We start from the raw sequence: 23,993 nt of genomic DNA on the forward strand, positions 1-23,993 counted from the left end.
TCATAATCATTTAAATCTATATCATTGTACGCAGATTAGCTCAAGTTTGTTTCAGTTTGGCGATTTAAAAGATCCATTCTCTTGCTCATTCATTAAAGTATATTTTTATTTCATCCATTCAAAACCATACACGTCATTACCCTTCCATCATGTGTACTTGCATTTGAGTTTGCTGTTCTTGTTGTTTTTCTTTGAACTCTAAAACCAATGCTGCAAACTTCAACTCTTCTAAACGCAAGTTTAAAAATGACTCATGAATGCGTGCATAACTAAATGCCGCACCATAATGATTAATCAGAATAAAATCATCTTGAAGCGATTGAATGAGTTCACCCAAATTGTCATGCCGTAAGCGTGATAAATATAAGTCAGCTTTGCTGTTAAAAACATGGGTCACCAAAGCAATGGCTGAAAGACGGCGCTTTTCTTCCACATAATCACAATCACCAACACCATGATGATCAATAGCATTTTTTATTTTGCGACGAACTTCATCTAAATGAAGTGCTGAATCTATATGGTCATATCCGTCGATCAACTCATCTAAAAGTGTGTGAGCAGGAAATAAATACTCACTGCCATAACCATTAATTTTATGTTCCAGTGCTCGCGAAATGGCAGTTAAATTTTGCTGTTGCATGGCCTGATTATAGAAACCATGTAATTGTTCTCTGGCTTCTATTTCCAGCTTCTGCTTACTATTTTTTTCATAACTGTCCAGATAATGCCTCACTTTCTCAATATAAGCTTTCATGCCCTGTAGCAACGACTCTGCTTCAATTTTGGTCGCTTCTACAAAGTTCTCAACTTGATTTTGTCGTTCGGCTACATACTGCTCAATGTTTAGAATATGTTGAAACTGGCTGAGTTTTTCAACCTTATTCCTTAACGTTCCCGCCTCTGCACGAAACCTGTTTAATTCATGATGCAGCTCATCATTTTTTTGTTCGTGTACTGCCAAATTTGTTCGTGTTCGATCCAGATTAGCTTGCAAAGACTCCAGATTAACCTGTTTTTCTTTGACCAGTTTTATTGCACGATAAAGCAATACTGCTAAAATAATTATTGTTATGATAGTTATGACTGATAGGTAAATCATTATTATTATCCCAAAAACCCCACCCTACACTAGTCATTTTTTAATCAATTTTCAATCACCAAAACAAGGGATATTATTTCTATTTGTATCCCATAAAATTATTGAATAAATATAAAAAACTATATTTTTCAAATTATTAATTATTTAAAATATTTTAAGTTTGCTTATTAATTATCCACGATTCCAGTCCGTATGACACTGTTTACTCTGACCAATAATCCATAGATTAGCTATACAGTGCATATCATGCAGGGTCGTAAGATCAAAAAGGAACATTGCCTTTAATTTCAACATTCGCCCCCGTTAACGGTTGCTTAAATGCCAAATAACTTGCATGTAAAGCCATACGTTTTAATGGACTTTGATAGGGTTCTGGGTGATACAACTTATCGCCAGTAATCGGATGTCCGATATATTGCATATGCACCCGGAGTTGATGCGAACGTCCTGTAATAGGCGTGAGCAATACACGGGTAATATCTACCGTTTCAAAATAGTCCAAAGCTTGATACAAGGTTTTGGCAGCTTTGCCCAATTCAAAATGCACCATTTGACGCGGACGATTTTCCCAATCGGTCATCAGTGGAACTTCGACACTTCCCTCACCTTCAAGCTTGCCTTGTAGCAAAGCGATATAGTTTTTCTTTACCGTTCGCGCCTGAAACATTTTACTCACCGCCACTTCTGCATCACGGTGTTTGGCAAACATGAGTATGCCTGATGTTGCCATATCTAAACGATGGGTGATTTTAGCGTGAGGATATTTTTCCAAGACACGTAAATATGCACTGTCATGGTGTTCAGGCAAACGTCCTGGTACTGACAACAACCCCGCAGGCTTTTCTATCACTACCAGATCTTCATCTTCATAGACAATAGAAAGTGGTTCTTGCGGTGGCATATAAACAAAGTTGTTGTTGATAGGCATGGATGTACAGCATTTGGGAGAATGAGCGCAAAATAACAAGCTCAGTTTAGGCTGTCAATCAATGTGCGTACCCCATAACTTTAATCTGCGAGATAATAATCGACCGTTGAAACCACACGTACTTTTTTCAAATACGGTGTATTACTATCCCGATCTTCAATACTAAACAAGCCCTGATTTGCCGATTTAATTTTCCCTAAACCGCTTTTAGAATCTGCAGCAAATTTTTCTGCAACACTGCGTGCATTTTCGGTGGCTTGCTCAATCATGGCAGGTTTGATGTCATTGAGTTTGGTAAATAAATATTCGGTTTTTTGTCCAGAGTCATCGCCACCAAAGGCAATGCCTTTTTTACCCAAAGCCACCAGGCGACTTTGTGCAGCACGTACTGCGTCTATTTTGTGGGTATATACGGTTATGGTTTGATGTGCGGTATAGCGTAATGCGACATTTTCATTACCCCCATATTGCTGGGCGTATTTATCCGTAATACTCGGTGAAGCTGTGGTAATTTCCTCGGCAGTAAAACCTTCACCTTTTAAGAATGCCTGAATTTGCTGGGTGTTTATTTCCATGGTGTCGTACAACTGAGCCAGGTCTTGACTGGCAGAACTAAAGCGAATCGGCCAAACCGCAATGTCGGCTTTAACTTCGCGTTCAGACAAACCTTTGACTGAAACAATGCGTTCATATTGTTTAATTTTCAGTGCGCTACTGCCTAAAATCCATCCCGCAATAACCATCCCCAAGCAAATAAAAACACCTAAAATAAGTGCTGGTTTAAGCTGATTCATCTGACTAAATTCCTTTTAGGTATGACTTTAATTTAATTTTTTCAGTTTTTATATGTAAAGCAACAGCATGAAAATATTGATTAAATTATTATAATAGTAGCGCGTTTTACTTTGTATTTAAGATTTTAAGATGGTTTTTAAATTTTAACTTTTATCCATAAAATATAAAGCAATTAAAGGGACTAAATTAAACAGTAAAATACCAATTTTATAGACTGCCATCCCTCCATAATGAATCGCATCGAAGGTCGCATCTGACAAATTAAACCATTTTCCGTGTACTTGTTTAATCCAGTCACGGGCAAAAATAATGGCCAAAAACCAGATCATTAAAATGATGTAATTGATCAATACTAAGGAAAGTAAAAAACGAAACCAAAAATCGAGATTCATATTGATTCTCTACGTGGTAGCTTATGATTTCTAAAATAACAGATTTGATATGCTGAAATGAGTTGCTGATTTGTATCTATATTTTCGGTTTAAAATCCATCTTATAGTTATGATTTTTAATTCTTTTTTATATTTTTATTGTTTTTTATTCGGTAGATAATTTTTAGGGTGTTAGGGAAAACATATTGTTTAACTTCAACAATTATAGCTTTGTAAGCGATAACCTTATGCCTATAAACTCGTGATCTATAGCGTCCTAAGCCGAATCGAGACCTTTTGGGTAAGTACTACACTCACGTTATACGCAACTGGTAGCAATCTACTCTTTTCGATCCCCGTCACACCCTTGAGATATAATTTACCAAGGTACGGTCGGGATTATTTCCCTAAGAAAAGCCAATTTAAATATTTTTTGGAAATTATTTTCTTAAAAATTAATATTTACGGAATATTTAATCACAAGAGCATAAATTACCGTTTTTTATTGCGGATTATTCAGCTTTTTAGATAATTTTTACTTTTTCACTTTGCATTTTTTCTATTATCCCATTTGCAGACTCCTAGGCTTTATTTTTGTATGTTTAGCAATTAGCACACATAAGAATCTGAATGTTCTCATATGCACGAAAATGACCACTAAGAATTAAAAAAAGTGTTTTGCACTGCACCTGCAATAAACCACCATGCACTGATGGCGACCATACCGCACATGATATTGGCCAATATTTTATTGATTTTGCTGAGCTGGGAATTGTAGATTTTTAAGTTGATGATATAAGCTAGTCCGCCCAAACCACCACCAATCAAGCCTCCAAAGAGCACCAAGACAAAAGGCCAACCTGCAATTAAATGCACATATTTCGGTGTTTTTTCAATTTCCATTATTTCGCTGGCTTGTTCCATTTTAATTTCCCTTCTGCTTTTTTTAAATATATCTTGCCCTTTGCTACGAGCATGCCCCTTTGAATCGATGCTCGCCACTCAGGCATATTTATCAAGCAATATTTAAGCCATGAAATTGAGTTCTACTATTTCACATAAAGTTGATGAACATTTTGATTGATATAAGCATTTAAGCCATCACCATACTGTGCCAGTTGTTTCATGTTCTCGACATGTTGATAGCCAGCACTGGCATAACTATAAGTATAAATTTTTGATTTTTTCTTGAATTGAACCCGAATAAACTCATTGCCAATCTCGTAGTTGGCAATACCTGAGTCGTGATTGAGATCAAGATAATGTTCCAAGTAAGCAGTCCCGAAAAACAATAAATCTAGAATTTTAGATGGGGACAAATTGATTAACTTTAAATCAAAACTCAAGTGATAAACGGCTATGCTTAAGTAACAAAAAAGCCCTATGGAGTAATAGGGCTTTTGTCTAAAACAGGGATATCTGTTTTATGAATGTCGCTTAGGCATTGTTATTTTTAAATTCAGTGCCAAGGCATTTGGTACACGGGGGTAAACGGTCTGTACCAATTTCTAAGTAAACGCGATGTCCGCATTGAATACAAAAATAGAAACCTATTCCGGGTTTTTCGCCAGCAGTAACCATCTTTGTTCTCCATGTGTTTATAGAAATGGTGAACTTAGTATAACCCTACTGTGATGATTGTCTATTGTCCATTTCGACAGGTGATGGTGGCGTTTGGGCGAAGTTGCTAAAATTTAGAAATTATCAAATATTGATTTAGAATTAATTTTTATATTTTTCTATAAATTGGTGAATCAATTCGGTTACCTCTTTAAATAGTTTAGGAGTATTCTTCCCACTATAAAGAACAGCATCTGGATTCAGCCCCTTTTGCACACAACTGTAATATAGCTCTGTTTCATAATAAATCCTTCCAACAAAGAATAATAAATGACATTTCCATTGATCATCCTCATCTAAACTGTCACTAATTTTTCCACTTTCTAGTAAGAGTTTCTCTACTTTAATAAATCTGGAATTAATAATAGTTTTTAACTTTATTTTGCTTTTCTCAAGATTCCACTGATGAGCAAAATCATTCCTAATTTTTCTAAAACTATTAAGTTCAAGCAATATATCTTTGCTAAGAATATTGAAAACATATGCTATTTGAATTCTATTTGAAAAACTAGATAAACTCCCAAAACCATCTAAAATTGACTTTGAACCACCTGGAACTCCTTCTGGTATAATTCTTTTAAGAAGTTTCTCTAAGCATTCATCAGCAAATGAACATAATATAATAGGTAAATATTTTATATCTTCCTGAACAATTAAGTGTAAAACTTGCTTTAAATCTTCTAAATTTTCATAATTTTTGCTGTCACACTCCTCAATAAATAATTTTATTTCATGCTCATAAAAGCTATTTTTATAGTTTCTATATACTTGTAAACCATTTTTCTCCAAGTCACTAATGGTTAACTCATTAATATCATCATCGTAATTCATCAGTTATCTCTAAATATCTCTTTCTAAAAAATAAACCCCACTTCACAGTAGGGTCTTTTTCAAACAATATCAATAACTTTAGCTTAAACTCTTAAGCAACAAAACCTTCTAAAAAGTCCTGTGCAAAATGCCACATTTTAAATATTACAGCTAATACAATTTTTTAAATTAAAGTAAAAAAGTATTCCGTATTCTCTATACGTTGGGTGGTTACGTCATATACACAATTTTCGATTTTTGCTTCATTAATTGGCCCTAAATGTATGCCCAAACACCATAAAGAACGTGAGGTATCTAGTCCTGAATACCTAATATTGTCAAATTTTTTCACATCATTTACCATATGTCTTAGACAAGAAGTAGGACTAATATCCTGTTTAATTTCTAATGGGATAGATGAAGTTTTTTGTTTTTGATGAATCATGAAATCCAGCACTGCTGATCGTTTTGTTTTACTTTTTCTACCATCTAATGGACAACGAATTTCTCTATCTACTTTTTTTACTTTTGAATGATTTGTTAAAAACAAATAATATTCTACCTGAAGCCAAATTTCCCACCCTTTGACTTGAAACCCATAGAAATCATTTAATTTTCTAACAATGTCCTCCTTTGCAAAAAATTCTTCACTCACTTCAAGAATAAATTCTCGATCTTTTTTTGTAATAGCATTATTCATGTTTAACTCAAAATAATTAAAAAACCCCACTTCACAGTAGGGTCTTTTTCACACAATATCAACAACTTTCAAACTAAATAATTAAGCTACTTGCCCTTCCAAAAAGTCCTGTGCAAAACGTTGCAATACCCCACCCGCTTCGTACACATGCACTTCTTCTTCGGTATCTAAACGACAAGTCACAGGTACTTCAATAATCTGTTCCTTACCATCATCTGTAGCACGTTCAATCACTAAAGTTAAAGTCGAACGTGGCGCAATATTACCAATCACGCTATATAGCTCAGTACCATCAAGCTTTAATGTTTTACGGTCTGTACCCGGTTTAAACTCAAGTGGTAACACGCCCATACCAACCAGATTAGTACGGTGAATACGCTCAAAACCTTCTGCTACAATCGCTTCCACACCGGCAAGACGTACACCTTTCGCAGCCCAGTCACGGCTAGAACCCTGACCATAATCCTTACCTGCAATCACAATTAAAGGCTGTTTACGGTTCATGTAGGTTTCAATCGCTTCCCACATACGCATCACTTCGCCTTCCGGCTCTACACGCGCTTTCGAACCTTGCTTCACCGTACCATCTGAACGACGTACCATTTCATTAAACAGTTTCGGGTTTGCCAACGTCGCACGCTGTGCAGTCAAATGGTCACCACGGTGAGTTGCGTAAGAGTTAAAGTCTTCCTCAGGCACGCCCATTTTCGCCAAATATTCACCAGATGCACTGTCCAACACAATCGCATTCGATGGAGATAAATGGTCGGTGGTAATGTTGTCACCCAAAATTGCCAGCGGGCGCATATTGCTTAAAGTACGCGGTGCAGCCAGCGCTCCTTCCCAATATGGCGGACGGCGGATATAGGTACTTTGCGGACGCCAGTCATACAGCGGACTTACGGATTTTTCTCGCTCGCCCAAATCAAACATTGGAATGTAAACTTTACGGAACTGTTCAGGCTTCACTGACTTTTGTACCAAAGCATCAATTTCTGCATCAGATGGCCAGATGTCTTTCAAGTAAATTGGATTACCGTCTTTATCATTGCCAAGTGAATCTTTTTCGATGTCAAAACGAATGGTACCGGCAATTGCATAAGCAACCACTAAAGGCGGAGATGCCAAAAATGCCTGTTTCGCATAAGGATGGATACGACCATCGAAGTTACGGTTACCTGACAGCACCGCAGTCGCGTACAAGTCACGGTCAATAATTTCTTGCTGAATTTTTGGATCAAGCGCGCCAGACATCCCATTACAGGTGGTACAGGCATAGGCCACGATCCCAAAGCCGAGCTTTTCTAAATCGTGCAATACACCCGCTTCTTCAAGGTAAAGTGCTGCGGTTTTAGAACCCGGTGCAAAAGATGATTTCACCCAAGGCTTACGGGTTAAACCCAGTTCATTTGCCTTACGTGCAAGTAAACCTGCCGCAACAGTGTTACGTGGGTTTGAAGTATTGGTACAAGAGGTAATTGCAGCAATGATGATGGCACCATCAGGCATTAAACCATCGGTACGGTGTTCAACCACACCGGCAATGCCTTTCTCTTTAAGGTCGCTGGTCGATACACGCGCATGCGGATTTGATGGACCTGCAATATTACGGGTCACAGTCGATAAGTCGAAACGTAATACACGCGGATATTCCGCCTGTTTCATCTCAGATGACCAAAGACCAATTTCTTTGGCATAAGCTTCAACCAGTTTCACTTGCTCAGATTCACGACCGGTTAAAGTCAAATAATCAATGGTATTCTGGTCTATATAGAACATCGCAGCCGTTGCGCCATATTCAGGCGTCATGTTAGAAATCGTTGCACGATCACCCACTGACATGCTGTCTGCACCTTCACCGAAGAATTCAAGATACGCACCAACCACACGTTCTTTACGCAAGAATTCAGTTAAGGCTAATACAATATCGGTTGCAGTAATGCCCGCCTGACGCTGACCTACCAGCTCTACACCAATGATATCTGGAAGACGCATCCACGATGCACGGCCCAACATTACATTTTCAGCTTCCAGACCACCCACACCAATTGAAATTACGCCTAAAGCATCGGTATGTGGCGTATGCGAATCCGTTCCTACGCAAGTGTCTGGATAAGCCACGCCATCTCGGTTTTGAATCACCGGAGACATTTTCTCCAGATTGATCTGGTGCATGATGCCATTGCCCGCAGGAATTACATCGACATTTTCAAAAGCGGTTTTGGTCCATTCAATGAAGTGAAAACGGTCTTCATTACGACGGTCTTCAATGGCGCGGTTTTTCTCAAACGCATCAGGATCGGAACCGCCATACTCCACCGCCAATGAGTGGTCGACAATCAGCTGTGTTGGCACCACCGGATTAACTTTAGACGGGTCGCCGCCTTGGTCAGCAATCGCATCACGTAAGCCCGCCAAGTCTACGAGTGCGGTTTGACCCAAGATGTCATGACATACCACACGTGCCGGATACCAAGGAAAATCGTGATCTTGTTTGCGTTGAATAAGTTCTTTTAATGACTGCTCTAAAATGGCTGGGTCACAACGGCGTACCAACTGTTCTGCAAGCACTTTGGAGGTATAAGGAAGTTTGGCATATGCGCCTGGCTGAATATCTTCTACGGCTTGGCGCACATCAAAATATTCGAGCTGGGTGCCTTGCAGTGGTTTACGGTAGTTGTTGTTCATAGCTTACCTGCCTCTTGAATCATTTTTCTTTACTACGTAATTGTTGTTGACGAATCACAATCGTTTCGATGGCATTGTACGCTGTGAAAAAGCCATTTCCCAAATCTTATATATTTCATAAACTTAACCTACCAAACCCCTATTTTTGAAATATTTAGTTACACAAGCATTGGAATATTTGCTCTAAAGATGCTTTTTTGGGAAAAATAGCGGGAAATCAGCCTCATTCTTTAGTATTAGATATGTTTTTTAGGATAAAAAACAACCTTAAGTTGTACTTTTATTATGTTACTTAAAATTTTCTCATTTACATGCATAGTTTAGTATTTCTAAACTTGTTTTTTAAAAATATAAGATGATTTTCATAAAATTATTTTACTCTCACCTTTAAAACGTCCTTTTAAGCATGTTTGTCACTCGTCGTATCTTTTAAACACCCTCTTTTTTAGTGAGCTGGTTCTCAATATAGTTAAGAAGCATTAAACAATTAAAATTTTGTTCTTCTAAAAATAATCCAAGTACAAAAAAAAGATAAAGGTGAAATAAAATGTTACAGATAGCTATTATTGGAGTCATCGCTGCGGTTATAGCAGTATTGATATCGAGTTGGAATGGAGGTAAAAATCCCTCTAATCCTTCGCATCCCTCTAATCCTTCAAATCCATCCAACCCATCACATCCATCCAACCCGCCTAAACCATCACATCCCGTTCCAACAGCATCGGACACTGTGATTAGTAACCCGCCCTTATTACAAAAAAATGCCAAGGGCAAGCACGAACTTATCGTGGCTTATAAACTTAATAAATTATATAACCCCAATACCAAATTATGGGATCCTGTATTTTTACGTGGATATTTAACCAAACCAAGTTTATTTGATAAAAAGAAAGCATATGCCGAGGATATTCTGGTAGGTCCACAGATTCGGGTAAAACAAGGTGAAACGCTTCAAATCAATTTAAATAACCAGCTTCCAGCTGAGTCGAAAGAGACCTGTCCAGATAAAATGGATAATGTCAACGAGCCGCATTGTTTTAGCACCACCAACATACACACCCATGGCTTCTGGGTTAGTCCCCAAGGCAACAGTGATAATGTTTTCCTGAAATTTAAACCTCAAGAAAAATTTGACTATCAGTTCAAAATGGAACCCAACCACCCAGCGGGTACCTATTGGTATCATGCACATCTGCATGGCTCAACTGCCATTCAGGTTTCTAGTGGTATGGCAGGTGCTCTCATTGTCGAAGGTTCCAGAGTGCCAAAAGTTAAAAATGGCAAAATCACCGAAACCGGAGACATGGACATTCTGTGGAAAGACAAAGCCAAAAACAGCTATCAGAATGAAAAAATTGTGTTGTTCCAACAAATTCAATATAAAAAATGTACCGAGTTAGATGATGATAAGTGTATCCCCGGTATTCTGGAAGATTATGTTGGTCTTGCTAATCCCGGATCTTGGGGAGCAGGCTTATATTACACCTCTATCAATGGCAAAGTCTTAGGCGAAATGAAAGTAGAACAGAATCAATTTAATCGCTGGCGTATGATTCATGGTGGTGTTCGAGATACCATTGGCTTAATGATTAAAGAGCTTCCAGACTCTAAAAAATATACTGCCGAACAAACCATTAAAGCTTGTTCAGAATATCAAACCACTGACAAAAAAGCAGAATTTGACAAGCTAAAAAGTTTAACTGTTAATACCATTGCTCAAGATGGCTTAACCATGAATCAGGTACAAACCAGAACGCTTTCTGTATTCCAACCCGGTTATCGTCACGATGCTATGGTTGCCTTCCCGACCACCAATAAATATTGTATTTATGACACTAAATTAAATGTGGATGATCAAATCAATGCACCTTTGTCGACGGGACAAACGACACCACAACTCGCGCCAGGCAATCCGTTAAATGCTCAACTGATTGGATGGGTCAATGTGAATGCCAGCAAATTAAAGCAACAAACTGCTGCCCAATATCTGAAAGATCAGGCGCAAAAAATGGGTTTAAGCAAAGAAATTCAGACTCAATTATCTCAACATAATCTTTCTGCATTTACAGATCATGCATCACTGATGACTGCAGAAGTGGATAAAGTGATTGAAAACAGACCACAGCAATTCTCCGCACTTTCTCTTTCCTTTGGGCCTGGAGGTATTAAATTTGGATTCCGCCATATTAAAGAGGATGTATCCCCTCCTACAATCCCGCCAATAAGTTTTGGAGATTTCTTTGATGGAGAAGGTGCCGTTGAAGGTGAGTATGTCCGTCAATTACAAATTGGGAAAATTGATGAATGGGAACTGACGAGTGATCTTGCTGGGCATCCTTTCCACATCCACGTCAACCCTTTCCAGATTGTCAAAATTTTAAAAACTGTAGGCGATAAGGAGATTGATGTCAGTGATACTGCACCAGATCCAAATGACAATAATCTGGATGACGTGCAGTACCGGGGTTTAAAAGGACAGTTCAAAGATACTATCTTTGTGAAACAAGGTTATCGAGTGATTGTCAGAAGCCATTACAAGAAGTTTGAAGGCGATTTCGTACAACACTGCCATATCCTCGACCATGAAGATCAAGGGATGATGGAAACCGTGCGAGTCTGTGGAGGCAAATTCCCTTGTAATTCACCGCTACCAACATCCTCTCACCACTAATTCATCTCTGTTCCACAAAAGCCAGCAATTTATATTGTTGGCTTTTTTATTTGCCTCTGTTTAGTGCTTGCTGCACAATAGCTTGATTGATTTGTGGTATTGAAACTGAGGCCAAGCATGACAACGTCTACTGCTTTTACATCATTCACTTTAAATGGTGTAGATGCGCAAAAATTCCTTCAAGGTCAAGTGACTTTAAATACCGAAGCCTTAGCAGAAAACCTGACTCGCTATACAGCAATCTGTAGTTTAAAAGGCCGTATTCTGTTTGGTTTATGGCTCAAAAAAATCAATGCAGAAAGTTTTGAAATCGTGACGACTCAAGATCAGGCTGAAGAATTTTCCAAACACATTAAAAAGTTTGGTGCATTTTCAAAAATGAAGCTAGAACAAGTCGGTCAAGTTTTCCCTATTCTAAATGGCGATACTACCGATTTTTCTACCACTGAAACCGATATTGCAGCTTGGCAACTTCAAGCCATTGAAGCAGGTCAGGCTTGGATTGAAGCAGCAACTTCACAAGAGTTCCAACCGCAAGAACTTCGTTTGCATCAACGTGAAGGCGTTCATTACGACAAAGGCTGTTATTTGGGCCAGGAAATTATTGCGCGTCTTTGGTTTAAAGCCAAACCAAAACACTGGTTGCATCTGGTTCAAGGTACAGGTGACACCCCTGCTGTTGCAAGTAAATTGAGCAATGATGTAGAAGTGGTGAATAGCATTGCGATTGATGGTGGTTTTAAAGCACTTGTTGTTGCAAAACCTGCGGCACTAGAAGAACTAGGATTACAAGTTGTAGATTTACCAGAAGCTTTAAATGGCGATGTAGCACGCCCGCAATAATATTCAAGTTTAGAAACATCATTAAAAAGCCTCCAAAATTGGAGGCTTTTTCAATCACAAATTAAAATCGTGAAAAAGTTTGTTCATGTCTTTAATGACATATTCTTTAAAATGGAATGCACGCGCATGTTTTGCATCAATACGCGCAGTCTTTCCCTCATGTTCAAAGATATAAACACGGTCTTCTTTGCTCACCAAAAAGTTTTTGCCTAATTTCATCAACAATGCATCAAATTTGTCTTCATCTGGAATAGTTTCATCCAAATTAATCTGATCATATGCCCGTTTAATACCTTTGATGAACATTCATATACTCACAATTTTATTCAGCCGCGATTTAAACAAACATTGACGAAAAAGCAAAGTGTAGTTGCTTTCTCTACGCCTTTTTATGGCATGAAATTTCACTTTTTAAGCAAAAATCTTAACTATAGAAAAACAATTCATGCTAAAACCGATAAGCACTTAAGGCTGATTTAAGCTGCTCACTATTTACTTAAGCACTTATTATGCAAATATCAACAAAATTTTATTGCAATACACAAATCATATATTTACATTCACATAATTAAACTTATGATGTTGTATTGAGTCTTCCACATACATTCTTAAACACATAAATGGAATTATGTGCATGTTTATAAAAAGGTTTTAAAACTATGAAAAAAATTATACTTGCTAGCATCATCGCCTTATCTTCACATCTTGCAATGGCAGAAATGGCAACCAACTCTGTTGATCCTGCATTTACCAAAATTGAAGCATTGGTTAAAGCCAATAATATGAAGGGTGCATACCAAGAACTGGAAAAATTGGCCAAAGCGGGTAACCCTCAAGCCATTTATAACTTAGGCTATCTGACTCAAACCGGTCAAGGTACAGCCAAAGATGAGAAAAAAGCGATTAAGCTGTACGAAGAGTCTGCAAGCAAAGGCTATCCCGTTGCCAACTATGTATTGGGTAAAAACTATATAGGAGGCACTTTAGGTCTTAAACAAGACACTAAAAAAGCCAAACAATATTTAGAAAAAGCATCTGCCCAAGGGTTTGCTGATGCGACTGTCGATTTAGCCGTGTTACTTTTTGCTGAAGGTACACCTGCTTCAGATAAATTGGCATTGCAAAAATTAAATCCTTTAATTAAAAAAGATAACTATCAAGCGATTCATGCCAAAGCTTTATATGACATTAGTCAGGGTTTTAAAAATAAAAATGAAGCTCCGATTAAACAAGGTTTAAAAAGTATTCAGGACTTAGCGCAAAAAGGCTATATTCCAGCCTTGATGGCGGTGGGAAATATGTTTGCGAATGGCAACATTGTTCCGCAAAACCTGCCTGAAGCGAAAAAGATTTTCTCTACCCTGGCAAAAGAAAATATCCCGCAAGCCAAAGAATCTTTAGCGGTAGTGGACAAAATGATTGCTGAACAAGCGAAAACTCCAGCAAAAGCTGCAAAGAAAAGTTAAATTTTCTCCAATAAAAAAGCCTCTAAATTAGGGGCTTTTTTATGAGCTTGATAAATATTACAGATATTTAAAAAATTAAGCCCACCACACGCTAATTAAAATACTGGTCACCACAAAGCCTAAAATTGTACTCATCAGCAATGGTGTTAAGGTTTTTTCATTCAATCCATAGGCCTGGCCTAACATTCCAAAAATGGTCGGCATCGGTAAGGCCGCAATAATTGTCCCGGCATAGACCATTTCCTGACTAACATCAGTTAAATACGTTAATCCTAAAAACATCAGTAAAGGCATGATCAAGTTACTGGAAATTACCAGATACCAGCTCTGCACATTTACATATTTTAAGGTTAGGCCAACAATGCCGCCGCCAATGGAAAATAACGCCAGAGGTGATGCAGTTTGTCCCAACAGTAACAAGACCTGATCTAACCGTTCAGGAATAGGTATCTGAAAAACAGCACAAGCAATCCCCAGCATGACCCCCATAAACAATGGATTTTTTAATAAGGTCAATAATGTACTTTTAACAATGACTGCAACATTTGCCTTTTGCCGGGTACCCAATTCTGCCAAAATCAAAACCGCTGGAATAAGCAGGACACTTTCAATAATCACCACTAAAGAGGTGTAAGTCATTGCCCGATGTCCCATCAACAAAGACAACACTGCTGTACCAATGAGTCCGGTATTGGACATCGCAGCGCCTAAGGACAAAACCGATGACTGAGAGTGATTGTTTTTGAAATACTGCGAAACAATAAAAAATGCTGAAATATATAAAATGAAAGTCACACCGGTATAAATAAAGAAATATTCCGGATACCAGATTTCACGTAAATCTTTTGAAGCCAAAGACTGGAAGAATAAAGCAGGTAATGCGATTTTAATGACAAAAGCACCGATCGCATTGACCTGTTCTTTGGTTAAAAGTTGCAGTTTTACGGACAAATAACCTAAAGCCAATAGAAAAAAGATAGGTACAATGACCGCAAAGACCATATTAAAAATGTCCTGTAAAAATGAACGATCAACGAAATATATGAACCTTGGTGCTCATATATAAACGTTGATGGCAGTTGCAAAATTGATGAAATTAAAAGGCTTTAAACAGCTCTTTCAGCCCATGCGGCTGACAGCGTAAATACTGGGGTGCAATTTCGATATTCGCACCCAATGCTGCCGCAGCATGCCAAGGCCAACGTGGTTCATAAAGCATGGCGCGAGCCAGAGCAATTGCATCGGCTTGCTCGGATTTTAAAATATTTTCAGCTTGCTGGGCTTCTGTAATCATTCCCACTGCAATCACTGGAATGTGAACCACTTTCTTTACTGCTTCAGCAAAAGGCACCTGATAATTGGCACCAATTTTAATTTCTTGCTTTGCATGCAGGCCGCCACTTGAAACATGGATGTACACTGCACCCAACTGTTCTAAAGCTTTTGATAAACCGACAGAAGAATCCACACCCCAACTGTCTTGTCCATTCATCCAGTCGGTTGCGGAAATACGCACCCCAATTGGATAATCATGAGGTACAGCATTTTTCATCGCCTGAAAAACTTCAAGGGTTAAACGAATACGGTTTTCAAAACTGCCACCATATTCGTCGCTACGCTTGTTCGACAGTGGCGACATAAATTGATGCAGTAAATAACCATGTGCTGCATGTACTTCAATTAAATCAAAACCCGCATCAACGGCACGAACAGCTGCATCAGCAAAGTCCTGAATCACTTTTTGGATTTCATCTTGACTCAGCGCATGCGGTGGGTGATCGGTTGGGTTAAATGGCAGATCACTGGCAGAAACAGTTTGCCAGCCATGGGCTTCTTCCGGCTTAAATTGACCTTTTCCATCCCAAGGTTTATCGGTAGAGGCTTTACGGCCAGCATGCGCTAACTGAATGGCAAAAGGCATAGGCGAAAGTGTCTTTATTTTTGTCAATAATGTTTTGATCTGATCGCGCTGAATATCATTCCACAAACCTAAATCTGCATAACTGATACGCCCTTCAGGCTGTACCGCTGTCGCTTCGACAATGCATAAGCCCGCACCTGATAGAGCGTAGTTTGCCCATTGCTGCTCATGCCAATAAGTCACTTCGCCCTGTTCAGTTGCTGAATACTGGCACATCGGTGCAATCACAATTTTATTATCAAGTTTTAAAGAGCCAAATTGAATTGATTCAAATAATAAAGACACACTTATTCTCCTTAAAATGCTTTAGTTAGGCTTAAACCTGCGCTCCAGTTCACACCATCTGCTGGTTCAAAGAAACGGCCATTCCCGTCATTGACAATAATGGAACCCACATAATCTTCATCAAAGAGATTATCGACTCGGGCAAAAGTACGCACTTTCCAGTCTGCATTTTTCCAGACATAACCCACATTGGCACTGGTTAAGGTATAGCTTGGCGCAGCATCAGAATTGATGTCATCGACATATAATTTATCAATATAGCGAACATCCAGTCCGGCATTAAAGCCCGTTTCAGGTTGCCAAGCCAAAGCGACAAAAGCCTGATTCTTAGCGACACCCGGAATATAATTCCCTTTCGCCACAACCTTTGCAGGATCAGTATTGGAAATGTCTGAATCAAAAGTAGCATCGATAAAACTATAACTGGCTTGAGCAGTCAAATCACGCCATAGATTTTTATTCCAGGACAGCTCTAGCCCTTTGCGTAAAGTTTTATCGGCATTACGATAAGTCGCACGACCGTTTTCAGTTCCAGCAGAAACAATGTCATCTTGAGTATTGCTTTGGAAAATTGCGGCAGTGAAATTTCCTAGTTGATTTTGACTTTTTAAACCCAGTTCATATTTATCACTAGTTGCAGGTTTTAAATCAAAATTCATTCCATCATTTTTCGAATAAGCCATTTCTGTAAAAGTTGGTGTTTCAAAACCTTTGGCATAACTTGCATAGGCATTGAGCTGATCATTGATTTTCCAAGTTAAAGCAGCTGATGGCAAAACTTTGTCATAATCTGTTTTTCCGCTGTCATCACCATTATCTTGATCAGCAGAATATTCGGCTGCTTTGAAATAAGCATCTTTAGACTCATAATGCACATTGCTATAACGAAGACCAGTATCTAAAGTCCAATTGGGTAAAAAGCTCCAAGACGCTTGCAAATATGGATCTAAATTCCAAAGAGTATTTTTCTCATCACGACGTAAATTCCCTTTTACCCCAAACTGATTATTGGCATCAAAATTTTCATAACCTTGACGGTTTTCATCCATATAATCAAAGGCCAGTCCTGCGGTCAAACGAGTATTTGGCAGCAAATCTTTTCCTGTCCAACGTAAATCTGTACCGTAATAATCACGGCTAAAATCAATCACACCACCAGCATGACGCGGGTTCATTTGCGATGTGGAAGGCTGAGGATTTCCATTATCATCCAATCCTAAATCGGGAGAGGCCACTCCTTTAGGAATCGATTGGTACTGTGTTACTTCACGGTGTCCTGCATAGACCATACCGTATATTTCATGCTGATCATTAATTGGTTTCGACCAAGTCAGACCTGTTTGAGTCTGATTAATTTCTTTACGTACATCAAACTGTTTTAAAAATGGAACTTGTTGTTTAGGGTTAGCTTTCCATTGAACTCGGGTCAAACCTTGTGGATCATCGGCATTAATATCGACATGATTTACAATCCAGTTCACTTTAGAACCGTCATCCAAATCCCAAGTGAGTTTGGCATTGCTTAACACTTTTTTGGCAGCGCTATGCTCACGGTAGCCATCGGTATCAAAATAAGAAGAACTGATGACATAACTCGGTTCATTGGCTTGATCTGTCCCACCTTGCAAAACAATATCTGCACGACCTTTGTTATGACTACCCCTCGAGTAACCTAACTGGATAGAGTCACGGCCCTCACCTTCTTTAGTGGTGGTTAAAATCGTACCGCCAGAAGAGTTACCGTAAAGCGATGAAAATGGTCCACCCAATACTTCAATATGATCCAAACTACTTAAATCAATATTTGAGGTTTGTCCCTGACCATCAGGCATGGTTGCAGGAATACCATCGACATATAAGCGAATGCCACGCACCCCAAAAGTTGAACGTGCACCAAATCCTCGCATCGAGATTTGTAAATCTTGTGCATAATTTTCACGGTTATTCAGTTGTAAGCCGGGAACACCTTTTAAGGTTTCAGATAAATTCACCCCTAGATTATTTTCATTTTTATTTTGATCGATTCGATACACCGAAGCCGGTGTTTGCAACCAGTCTGTATCTGTACGTGTCGCTTCAATTTTTAAGGTGGGCAACAAAACAGGTTCCGTAGAACCTGTTTCAGCATATAGGTTTTGGCAGATACATGCCGTCAGGCAAAGTAAAGTCATATTGATGGGCATCAGGTGATATTTACCTTGCATAGGCTGTTCTCTATTTCATATTAGAATAATACTTTAGAGCTTAAACCAAGTACCAAGGCATCGTCTAGGTTATTTGTCGCACCCGGGTTAATAACATATTGAATATTCGGACGAAGCATTAACCATTTGGTTGGGTAATAGCTGTAGTTCAATTCAACATTGTATTCAGCACTGGCATTAAACGCAACACGGTCATTCACGTGTATACGGTTGACACCCAGACCTAAAATGTCATTTGGCTGAGAATCAAATAGGCCAATATATTTCACACCGATTTGTTGTGAATTATCCACTTTATTGGTGGTACGGTCATGCCAGGTAAAGTTAGCAAAGCTATGCAAACCTTGTTTACCTGAACCCGTCGATGTCAATTGTTGTTCTACTGCCAACCAGCCAGCATAGGTACGGTCTTCGCCAACAGTGCCTTTTGCATAAGCAACATCATATTGATTTTTAGCTTCATCTGCAGTGTTATATATTCCACCTACACGGTAGCTACCCGGAAAACCATTCACCAATGATTTAGGTTGCCATACCACTTCAACTGGAATCGTTACCCCATCAGCATTGTCGGTATCCAGGTTCCAGCCATGACGCTCTAAAGCATTTTCAGGGTTGTATTCATATACACCAACTTGAGTAAACACTTCAGGAGTCACCTGATATTTCACACGACCACCCCATTGTGAAACAGGCGTGTTCATCCAGATATTACCTTGCCATTTCCCCATTTGTGCTGCACAAAATGCCGTGCTTTGGAAATCACAGGCCATCACGTTAAAGTCCATACCCAGACCTAAACGACCGACTTTGACACTCACGCCTTGCGCTTTGAAATTCTTTTCAATCGACAATTCGCTTAAACGTGTTTTTTGATTCCCACGGCCATAGTTTGCCTGAACGTTTGCAAGTTGCGGTACCTCACCTTGTAAATCATCAACTGTGGTACTTTGCCCTTGACGTGCACTCACCGCAGCACGAATAGTCACGCCATCCCAACCTGCGAGTTTTTCCATATCGAAAGTTGAGCCTAACCACAATTGGCTCGCTACAGTCGCATCATTCCCCTCATCACGCCCTCCATCTGCTAAATAGGCAGCATCAGCCGCAATATTGGCATCAAATTTCACCCCTTGCCCAGCAAGTTCAGTACGTTTACCGTTCCAGTCACCCAATAAATATTGACCATTTGGATCAAAAGCATTTTCAGCGTGAGTTTGTGTCATGGCAACTAACATCAAGGTGGGTAATAAAGCCAGACTAAATTTTTTCATAAGGAAAACCACAGCAACATTCGAGAGACTACAATTAAATAAATTGTATATATTGTGTGAAAATTACATAACTTTTACACATTAATCTCATCAATTTTTTTATTATAGAAAAAACAAAAAGTTATATATAAAGTAAAACAAATAACAATAAGTTTAATTAATATTAAATATATTAATATTTTTCAATGTATTAACTAAAAACATTCAATTTAAAAAATAATTACGTTTGTTAAAAATGGCATTTAAAAATTAGACCAATTGATATATTTTCAACCAATTTTAAAGATATATATTTATAGATTAAGTTATTTTTTTTGCCTATTTCCATTCAAAATAAAAACTTGCATTCAAGCCCTTGCAACCCGATATTAGCTTTATCTACTCACACTAGAATCCAACATGCCCGAATTACCAGAAGTTGAAACCACCAAAACCAGTTTATTGCCTTTAATTGACCAAAAAGTCCTAAGAGTTGAAGTGCATCAGCCTAGTTTACGCTGGCCCATTCCTGAAAATATAGAAAAGTTGGTGGGACAGAAATTACTGAAACTCACCCGCCGTTCCAAATATATTTTGGCGGAATTTGAACACGACACCATGCTCTGGCATCTCGGTATGTCTGGCAGTTTTCGTCTTTGTGATGCCGATACAGAATTGCGCAAGCATGATCATTTGATCATTCAGTTTGAAGATTTAGAATTGCGTTATCATGATCCGCGTCGTTTCGGCTGTATTTTATGGTTGGATCCCAACTCACAAAGCAAGCTGATTGATACTTTAGGACCAGAACCTTTAAGTGAAGCCTTCAATGCTGAATATTTAGCGGAAAAATTTAAAAAGAAAAATGTCGCTGCCAAAGTGGCCATTATGGACAATCATATTGTAGTCGGTGTTGGAAATATCTATGCCACCGAAAGCCTGTTCAATTTAGGCATTCACCCCGCTCAACCCGCATCAAGTTTGACACCTGATCAAATTGAAAAATTGGTCATCGAAGTTAAACGAATTTTAAAGCAAGCCATTGATTTAGGTGGTTCTACCCTACGTGACTATAGTAATGCGATGGGTGAAAATGGTTATTTCCAGCAAACCCTGTTGGCTTATGGTCGTGCTGGCGAGATGTGCGTAAACTGTGAAACTACTTTGGAAAATTTAAAGCTTGGACAACGCGCTAGTGTATTTTGTCCGCAGTGTCAGCCTTTAAAAAAAGTTAAAATAGCGACCAAGACTCCATCTAAAGGGAATAAAGCATGAAATCTGCCATCGTCCGTCATATTTTAGTCAAAGATAAAGAGCTGTGTGAACAGCTAAAAAAGAAAATTAAAGCCGGCGCAGATTTTGCCAAAATTGCCAAACAGCATTCGACTTGTCCATCAGGTAAAAAAGGCGGTGAACTTGGAGAGATTAAAAAAGGTCAGTTAGTTGGCCCAATTGATAAAGCTGTATTTACCTTGCCAGAGCGTGAATTACACGGCCCAATCAAAAGTCAGTTTGGCTGGCATTTGCTCGAAATTAAGTTTCGGATGGATTAAGCCTAATGGTTTAAATTCTCTCTCCTTTTAGGAAGCGAGGAAAATATTTCTCAAGGAAAAAGATCTATTCGTGACCCCTCACCCCTTGCGCAGCAGTGCTACTCATCTCCCATAGGGAGAGGGAGTTTTCATTATAAAATTAACTTATCTGTGTTTTATAAATGGATGTTCCCTCTCCTCTTAGGAGAGGGTTAGGGAGAGGTAAATCACAAATAAAAACGGCATCTCAAGATGCCGTTTTTTATATAAATAAAATTACAGTGGTGGACGTTTTTTCAATTCATCACGAATTTCGCGCAGCAATTCGATATCGGCTGGTGTTGTCGGAGTTTCCTCAACTGGGCCTTCCTGTTTACGTAAACGGTTCATAAATTTAACCAACAAGAATACGACCCAGGCCAAGATTAAGAAGTTAATTAAAATTGTTAAAAAGTTACCGTAAGTCAGTACGTTTACACCTGCCTTAGTTAAGGCATCTAAAGATTGTAAATTATCTGGGTTATCTCCTAATACAAAGAATTTTTGCGTAAAATCGACTCCACCACCTGTAATGACGGTAATTAAAGGCATAATAATGTCTTTAACCAATGAATCAATGATTTTACCGAAAGCGCCACCAATGATGACACCAATCGCTAAATCCATCATATTGCCTTTAATGGCAAATTCTTTAAATTCTTGAACAATACTCATATCTTTCTCCAGTTTATCTTTAAAGCTATTCTTTCTTCATTAAAATATTTTGAGAACCGTATCACGCTGTAATGCGTTTATCACAGCTCATAATTCCCTCTAATTTACTTGGAATTATTTATTTTTAATATATTAAATTGCTAATTGTAAACAAAAAAAATGCTACCAATAAATTGATAGCATTTTTTCATAAGCTTGCTCACAAGGAGCAAAATTATTTTAAATCTTATTTACCGCGATTACGTTTACGTTCGCCTTCAGTCAACCAACGTTTACGGATACGGATCGATTTAGGTGTTACTTCAACTAATTCGTCATCTTCAATGAATTCAAGCGCTTGTTCAAGCGTGTATTCAATTGCAGGCACTAACGTTAACGCTTCATCTGTACCAGATGCACGTACGTTGGTTAACTGTTTCGCTTTAGTCGGGTTAACAGCCATGTCGTCAGAACGTGAGTTAATACCTACGATCATACCTTCATAAACTTCTAACTGTGGTTTAGCGAATAGACGACCACGGTCTTGCAGTGTGAATAACGCATAGCCAAGACATACACCTTGAACCATAGAAATCAACACACCATTTTGACGTTTCGCCACAGTACCCGCTTTAGCAGGACCATAATGCGAGAAGCTTGACGTCATGATCCCTGTACCAGAAGTCATGGTTAGGTATTCCGAACGGAAACCAATCAAGCCACGTGAAGGAACAGTTGCTTCAATACGGATACGGCCTTTACCGTCTACTTCCATATTGGTCATTTCGCCTTTACGGAAGCCCATTTGTTCCATAACGAAACCTTGGTGCTGTTCTTCAACGTCAAAAGTCACGTTTTCAAACGGTTCTTGCATTTGACCGTCAACTTCTTTCATGATCACTTGCGGACGAGAAACACCCATCTCGAAGCCTTCACGACGCATGTTTTCGATCAATACAGAAAGGTGAAGCTCACCACGGCCAGACACTTTGAAACGGTCTGGAGAATCAGTGTCTTCAACACGTAATGCAACGTTGTGAATCAATTCGCGGTCTAGACGTTCACGGATGTTACGTGAAGTTACAAATTTACCTTCTTTACCAGCAAACGGTGAGTTGTTTACCTGGAATGTCATCGTAACAGTAGGTTCATCTACAGACAATGGTGGCAAAGCTTCAACATTTTTCGGATCACAAATCGTGTCAGAAATATTCAGTGCATCGATACCTGTTACACAAACGATATCGCCTGCATTTGCTTCTTCGATGTCAACACGGTCAAGACCATGGTAACCCATGATTTTTAAGATACGACCGTTACGTGTTTTGCCATCTTTGTCGATCACGGTTACTTGAGTGTTTAATTTCACTGAACCGCGTTGAATACGACCAATACCGATTACACCTACGAAACTGTTGTAGTCAAGAGATGAAACTTGCATTTGGAATGGACCATCAACGTCAACTGCTGGTGGTTCAACGATGTCTACGATTGTTTGGAACAATGGAGTCATGTCATCAGCAAGTTCTTCTGGAGAAGGACCAGCAACACCACGTAAACCTGAAGCGTAAACGATTGGGAAGTCTAACTGTTCGTCAGAAGCACCCAAGTTATCGAACAAGTCAAATACTTGGTCAATTACCCAGTCTGGACGCGCGCTTGGTTTATCAACTTTGTTGATAATTACGATTGGTTTCAAACCACGTGCGAATGCTTTTTGCGTTACGAAACGAGTTTGTGGCATTGGACCTTCTTGTGAGTCTACAAGAAGCAATACACAGTCAACCATAGACATTACACGTTCAACTTCACCACCGAAGTCAGCATGTCCCGGGGTGTCCACGATGTTAATGCGGTATTCTGTGTTAGTACGTGCATCAGTCCATTTAATTGCAGTGTTTTTTGCAAGAATGGTAATACCACGTTCGCTTTCAATAGCGCCTGAATCCATGACACGCTCGATCTCACCCGCGCGATCACCGAGAGCACCTGATTGTTGTAAAAGTTTGTCTACAAGAGTGGTTTTACCATGATCGACGTGCGCAATAATGGCGATGTTACGGAGAGTTTTAATATCTGACATGTAAATTCGATGCGTATTTAATTTGAGGGCA

The 23,993-nt window shown here is 38.9% G+C and carries 23 protein-coding genes; 5 read left to right on the plus strand and 18 right to left on the minus strand.

Translation table 11 applies throughout. The features are described from left to right. Window positions 1-136: 136 nt before the first annotated feature. The 11 genes from HLH14_RS09860 to HLH14_RS16190 form a co-directional block, all read right to left on the minus strand. Window positions 137-1,099: a DUF4041 domain-containing protein gene (locus HLH14_RS09860; protein WP_067723625.1), complete on the minus strand. Its 963-nt coding sequence runs from the start codon at window positions 1,097-1,099 to the stop codon at window positions 137-139. 262 nt (window positions 1,100-1,361) lie between these two features. Continuing rightward, window positions 1,362-2,027, minus strand: coding sequence for an RluA family pseudouridine synthase (locus HLH14_RS09865; protein ID WP_067723626.1), 666 nt, complete (start codon window positions 2,025-2,027; stop codon window positions 1,362-1,364). Between the two features lie 80 nt (window positions 2,028-2,107). After that, entirely contained in the window at window positions 2,108-2,821 is a 714-nt protein-coding gene (locus tag HLH14_RS09870) for an SIMPL domain-containing protein (RefSeq protein ID WP_067723627.1), read from the minus strand. Window positions 2,822-2,965: 144 nt separating this feature from the next. Continuing rightward, window positions 2,966-3,214, minus strand: a complete 249-nt coding sequence (locus HLH14_RS09875) for a DUF6868 family protein (protein ID WP_067723628.1) — start codon at window positions 3,212-3,214, stop codon at window positions 2,966-2,968. Window positions 3,215-3,850: 636 nt separating this feature from the next. Next, window positions 3,851-4,117: a hypothetical protein gene (locus HLH14_RS09880; protein WP_067723629.1), complete on the minus strand. Its 267-nt coding sequence runs from the start codon at window positions 4,115-4,117 to the stop codon at window positions 3,851-3,853. Window positions 4,118-4,242: 125 nt separating this feature from the next. After that, window positions 4,243-4,464 (minus strand): hypothetical protein, encoded by a 222-nt coding sequence (locus tag HLH14_RS09885; protein WP_067723676.1) that lies wholly within the window; start codon window positions 4,462-4,464, stop codon window positions 4,243-4,245. 166 nt (window positions 4,465-4,630) lie between these two features. Further along, on the minus strand, window positions 4,631-4,774 hold the full coding sequence (locus tag HLH14_RS09890) for a zinc ribbon-containing protein (protein WP_081406206.1): 144 nt from the start codon (window positions 4,772-4,774) through the stop codon (window positions 4,631-4,633). A gap of 141 nt (window positions 4,775-4,915) precedes the next feature. Beyond that, the gene (locus HLH14_RS09895; protein ID WP_067723630.1) at window positions 4,916-5,644 is read right to left on the minus strand and encodes a hypothetical protein; all 729 of its coding nucleotides are present in this window, start codon (window positions 5,642-5,644) and stop codon (window positions 4,916-4,918) included. A gap of 163 nt (window positions 5,645-5,807) precedes the next feature. Beyond that, window positions 5,808-6,323, minus strand: coding sequence for a hypothetical protein (locus HLH14_RS09900; RefSeq protein WP_067723631.1), 516 nt, complete (start codon window positions 6,321-6,323; stop codon window positions 5,808-5,810). Between the two features lie 81 nt (window positions 6,324-6,404). Further along, a complete protein-coding gene (acnD, locus tag HLH14_RS09905; RefSeq protein ID WP_067723632.1) occupies window positions 6,405-9,011 on the minus strand; it encodes a Fe/S-dependent 2-methylisocitrate dehydratase AcnD in 2,607 nt (868 codons plus the stop codon). A 429-nt stretch (window positions 9,012-9,440) separates the two neighbouring features. Then, window positions 9,441-9,740, minus strand: coding sequence for a hypothetical protein (locus HLH14_RS16190; RefSeq protein WP_228139717.1), 300 nt, complete (start codon window positions 9,738-9,740; stop codon window positions 9,441-9,443). Between the two features lie 58 nt (window positions 9,741-9,798). Here HLH14_RS16190 and HLH14_RS09910 point away from each other — a divergent pair, with 58 nt between their 5' ends. Both HLH14_RS09910 and ygfZ read left to right on the plus strand, forming a co-directional pair. Next, window positions 9,799-11,682, plus strand: a complete 1,884-nt coding sequence (locus tag HLH14_RS09910) for a multicopper oxidase family protein (protein WP_228139718.1) — start codon at window positions 9,799-9,801, stop codon at window positions 11,680-11,682. Between the two features lie 117 nt (window positions 11,683-11,799). Next, window positions 11,800-12,525, plus strand: a complete 726-nt coding sequence (gene ygfZ / locus HLH14_RS09915) for a CAF17-like 4Fe-4S cluster assembly/insertion protein YgfZ (RefSeq protein WP_067723634.1) — start codon at window positions 11,800-11,802, stop codon at window positions 12,523-12,525. A 54-nt stretch (window positions 12,526-12,579) separates the two neighbouring features. Here the strand turns inward: ygfZ and HLH14_RS09920 are convergent, their stop codons facing one another. Then, window positions 12,580-12,831 carry a hypothetical protein gene (locus tag HLH14_RS09920; protein WP_067723635.1) on the minus strand — a complete coding sequence of 84 codons (252 nt, stop codon included), beginning with the start codon at window positions 12,829-12,831 and terminating at the stop codon, window positions 12,580-12,582. Window positions 12,832-13,184: 353 nt separating this feature from the next. Between HLH14_RS09920 and HLH14_RS09925 the strand changes: the two genes are divergently transcribed. Next, window positions 13,185-13,991, plus strand: coding sequence for a tetratricopeptide repeat protein (locus HLH14_RS09925; protein WP_067723636.1), 807 nt, complete (start codon window positions 13,185-13,187; stop codon window positions 13,989-13,991). A 75-nt stretch (window positions 13,992-14,066) separates the two neighbouring features. Here the strand turns inward: HLH14_RS09925 and HLH14_RS09930 are convergent, their stop codons facing one another. From HLH14_RS09930 to HLH14_RS09945, 4 genes are all read right to left on the minus strand, one after another. Then, window positions 14,067-14,993: an AEC family transporter gene (locus HLH14_RS09930; RefSeq protein ID WP_067723637.1), complete on the minus strand. Its 927-nt coding sequence runs from the start codon at window positions 14,991-14,993 to the stop codon at window positions 14,067-14,069. Between the two features lie 94 nt (window positions 14,994-15,087). Beyond that, complete coding sequence (locus HLH14_RS09935; RefSeq protein ID WP_067723638.1) at window positions 15,088-16,197, minus strand: NADH:flavin oxidoreductase/NADH oxidase; 1,110 nt, start codon at window positions 16,195-16,197, stop codon at window positions 15,088-15,090. 11 nt (window positions 16,198-16,208) lie between these two features. Beyond that, a complete protein-coding gene (locus HLH14_RS09940) occupies window positions 16,209-18,401 on the minus strand; it encodes a TonB-dependent receptor (protein ID WP_171533032.1) in 2,193 nt (730 codons plus the stop codon). 20 nt (window positions 18,402-18,421) lie between these two features. Further along, window positions 18,422-19,675: a carbohydrate porin gene (locus tag HLH14_RS09945; RefSeq protein WP_067723640.1), complete on the minus strand. Its 1,254-nt coding sequence runs from the start codon at window positions 19,673-19,675 to the stop codon at window positions 18,422-18,424. Window positions 19,676-20,074: 399 nt separating this feature from the next. On the opposite strand from HLH14_RS09945, the gene mutM reads away from it, so the two are divergent. Both mutM and HLH14_RS09955 read left to right on the plus strand, forming a co-directional pair. Next, entirely contained in the window at window positions 20,075-20,929 is an 855-nt protein-coding gene (gene mutM, locus HLH14_RS09950) for a bifunctional DNA-formamidopyrimidine glycosylase/DNA-(apurinic or apyrimidinic site) lyase (RefSeq protein WP_067723641.1), read from the plus strand. After that, window positions 20,926-21,207, plus strand: a complete 282-nt coding sequence (locus HLH14_RS09955; protein WP_067723642.1) for a peptidylprolyl isomerase — start codon at window positions 20,926-20,928, stop codon at window positions 21,205-21,207. Before mutM ends, HLH14_RS09955 begins: the two co-directional genes overlap by 4 nt. 255 nt (window positions 21,208-21,462) lie before the next feature. On the opposite strand, the gene mscL is transcribed toward HLH14_RS09955, so the two are convergent. Together mscL and typA are read right to left on the minus strand one after the other, a co-directional pair. Further along, complete coding sequence (gene mscL / locus HLH14_RS09960) at window positions 21,463-21,900, minus strand: large conductance mechanosensitive channel protein MscL (protein WP_067723643.1); 438 nt, start codon at window positions 21,898-21,900, stop codon at window positions 21,463-21,465. A 226-nt stretch (window positions 21,901-22,126) separates the two neighbouring features. After that, on the minus strand, window positions 22,127-23,962 hold the full coding sequence (typA, locus tag HLH14_RS09965) for a translational GTPase TypA (protein WP_067723644.1): 1,836 nt from the start codon (window positions 23,960-23,962) through the stop codon (window positions 22,127-22,129). Between the last annotated feature and the right edge of the window lie 31 nt (window positions 23,963-23,993).

This window comes from Acinetobacter terrae (assembly GCF_013004375.1).
Lineage (GTDB): Bacteria > Pseudomonadota > Gammaproteobacteria > Pseudomonadales > Moraxellaceae > Acinetobacter > Acinetobacter terrae.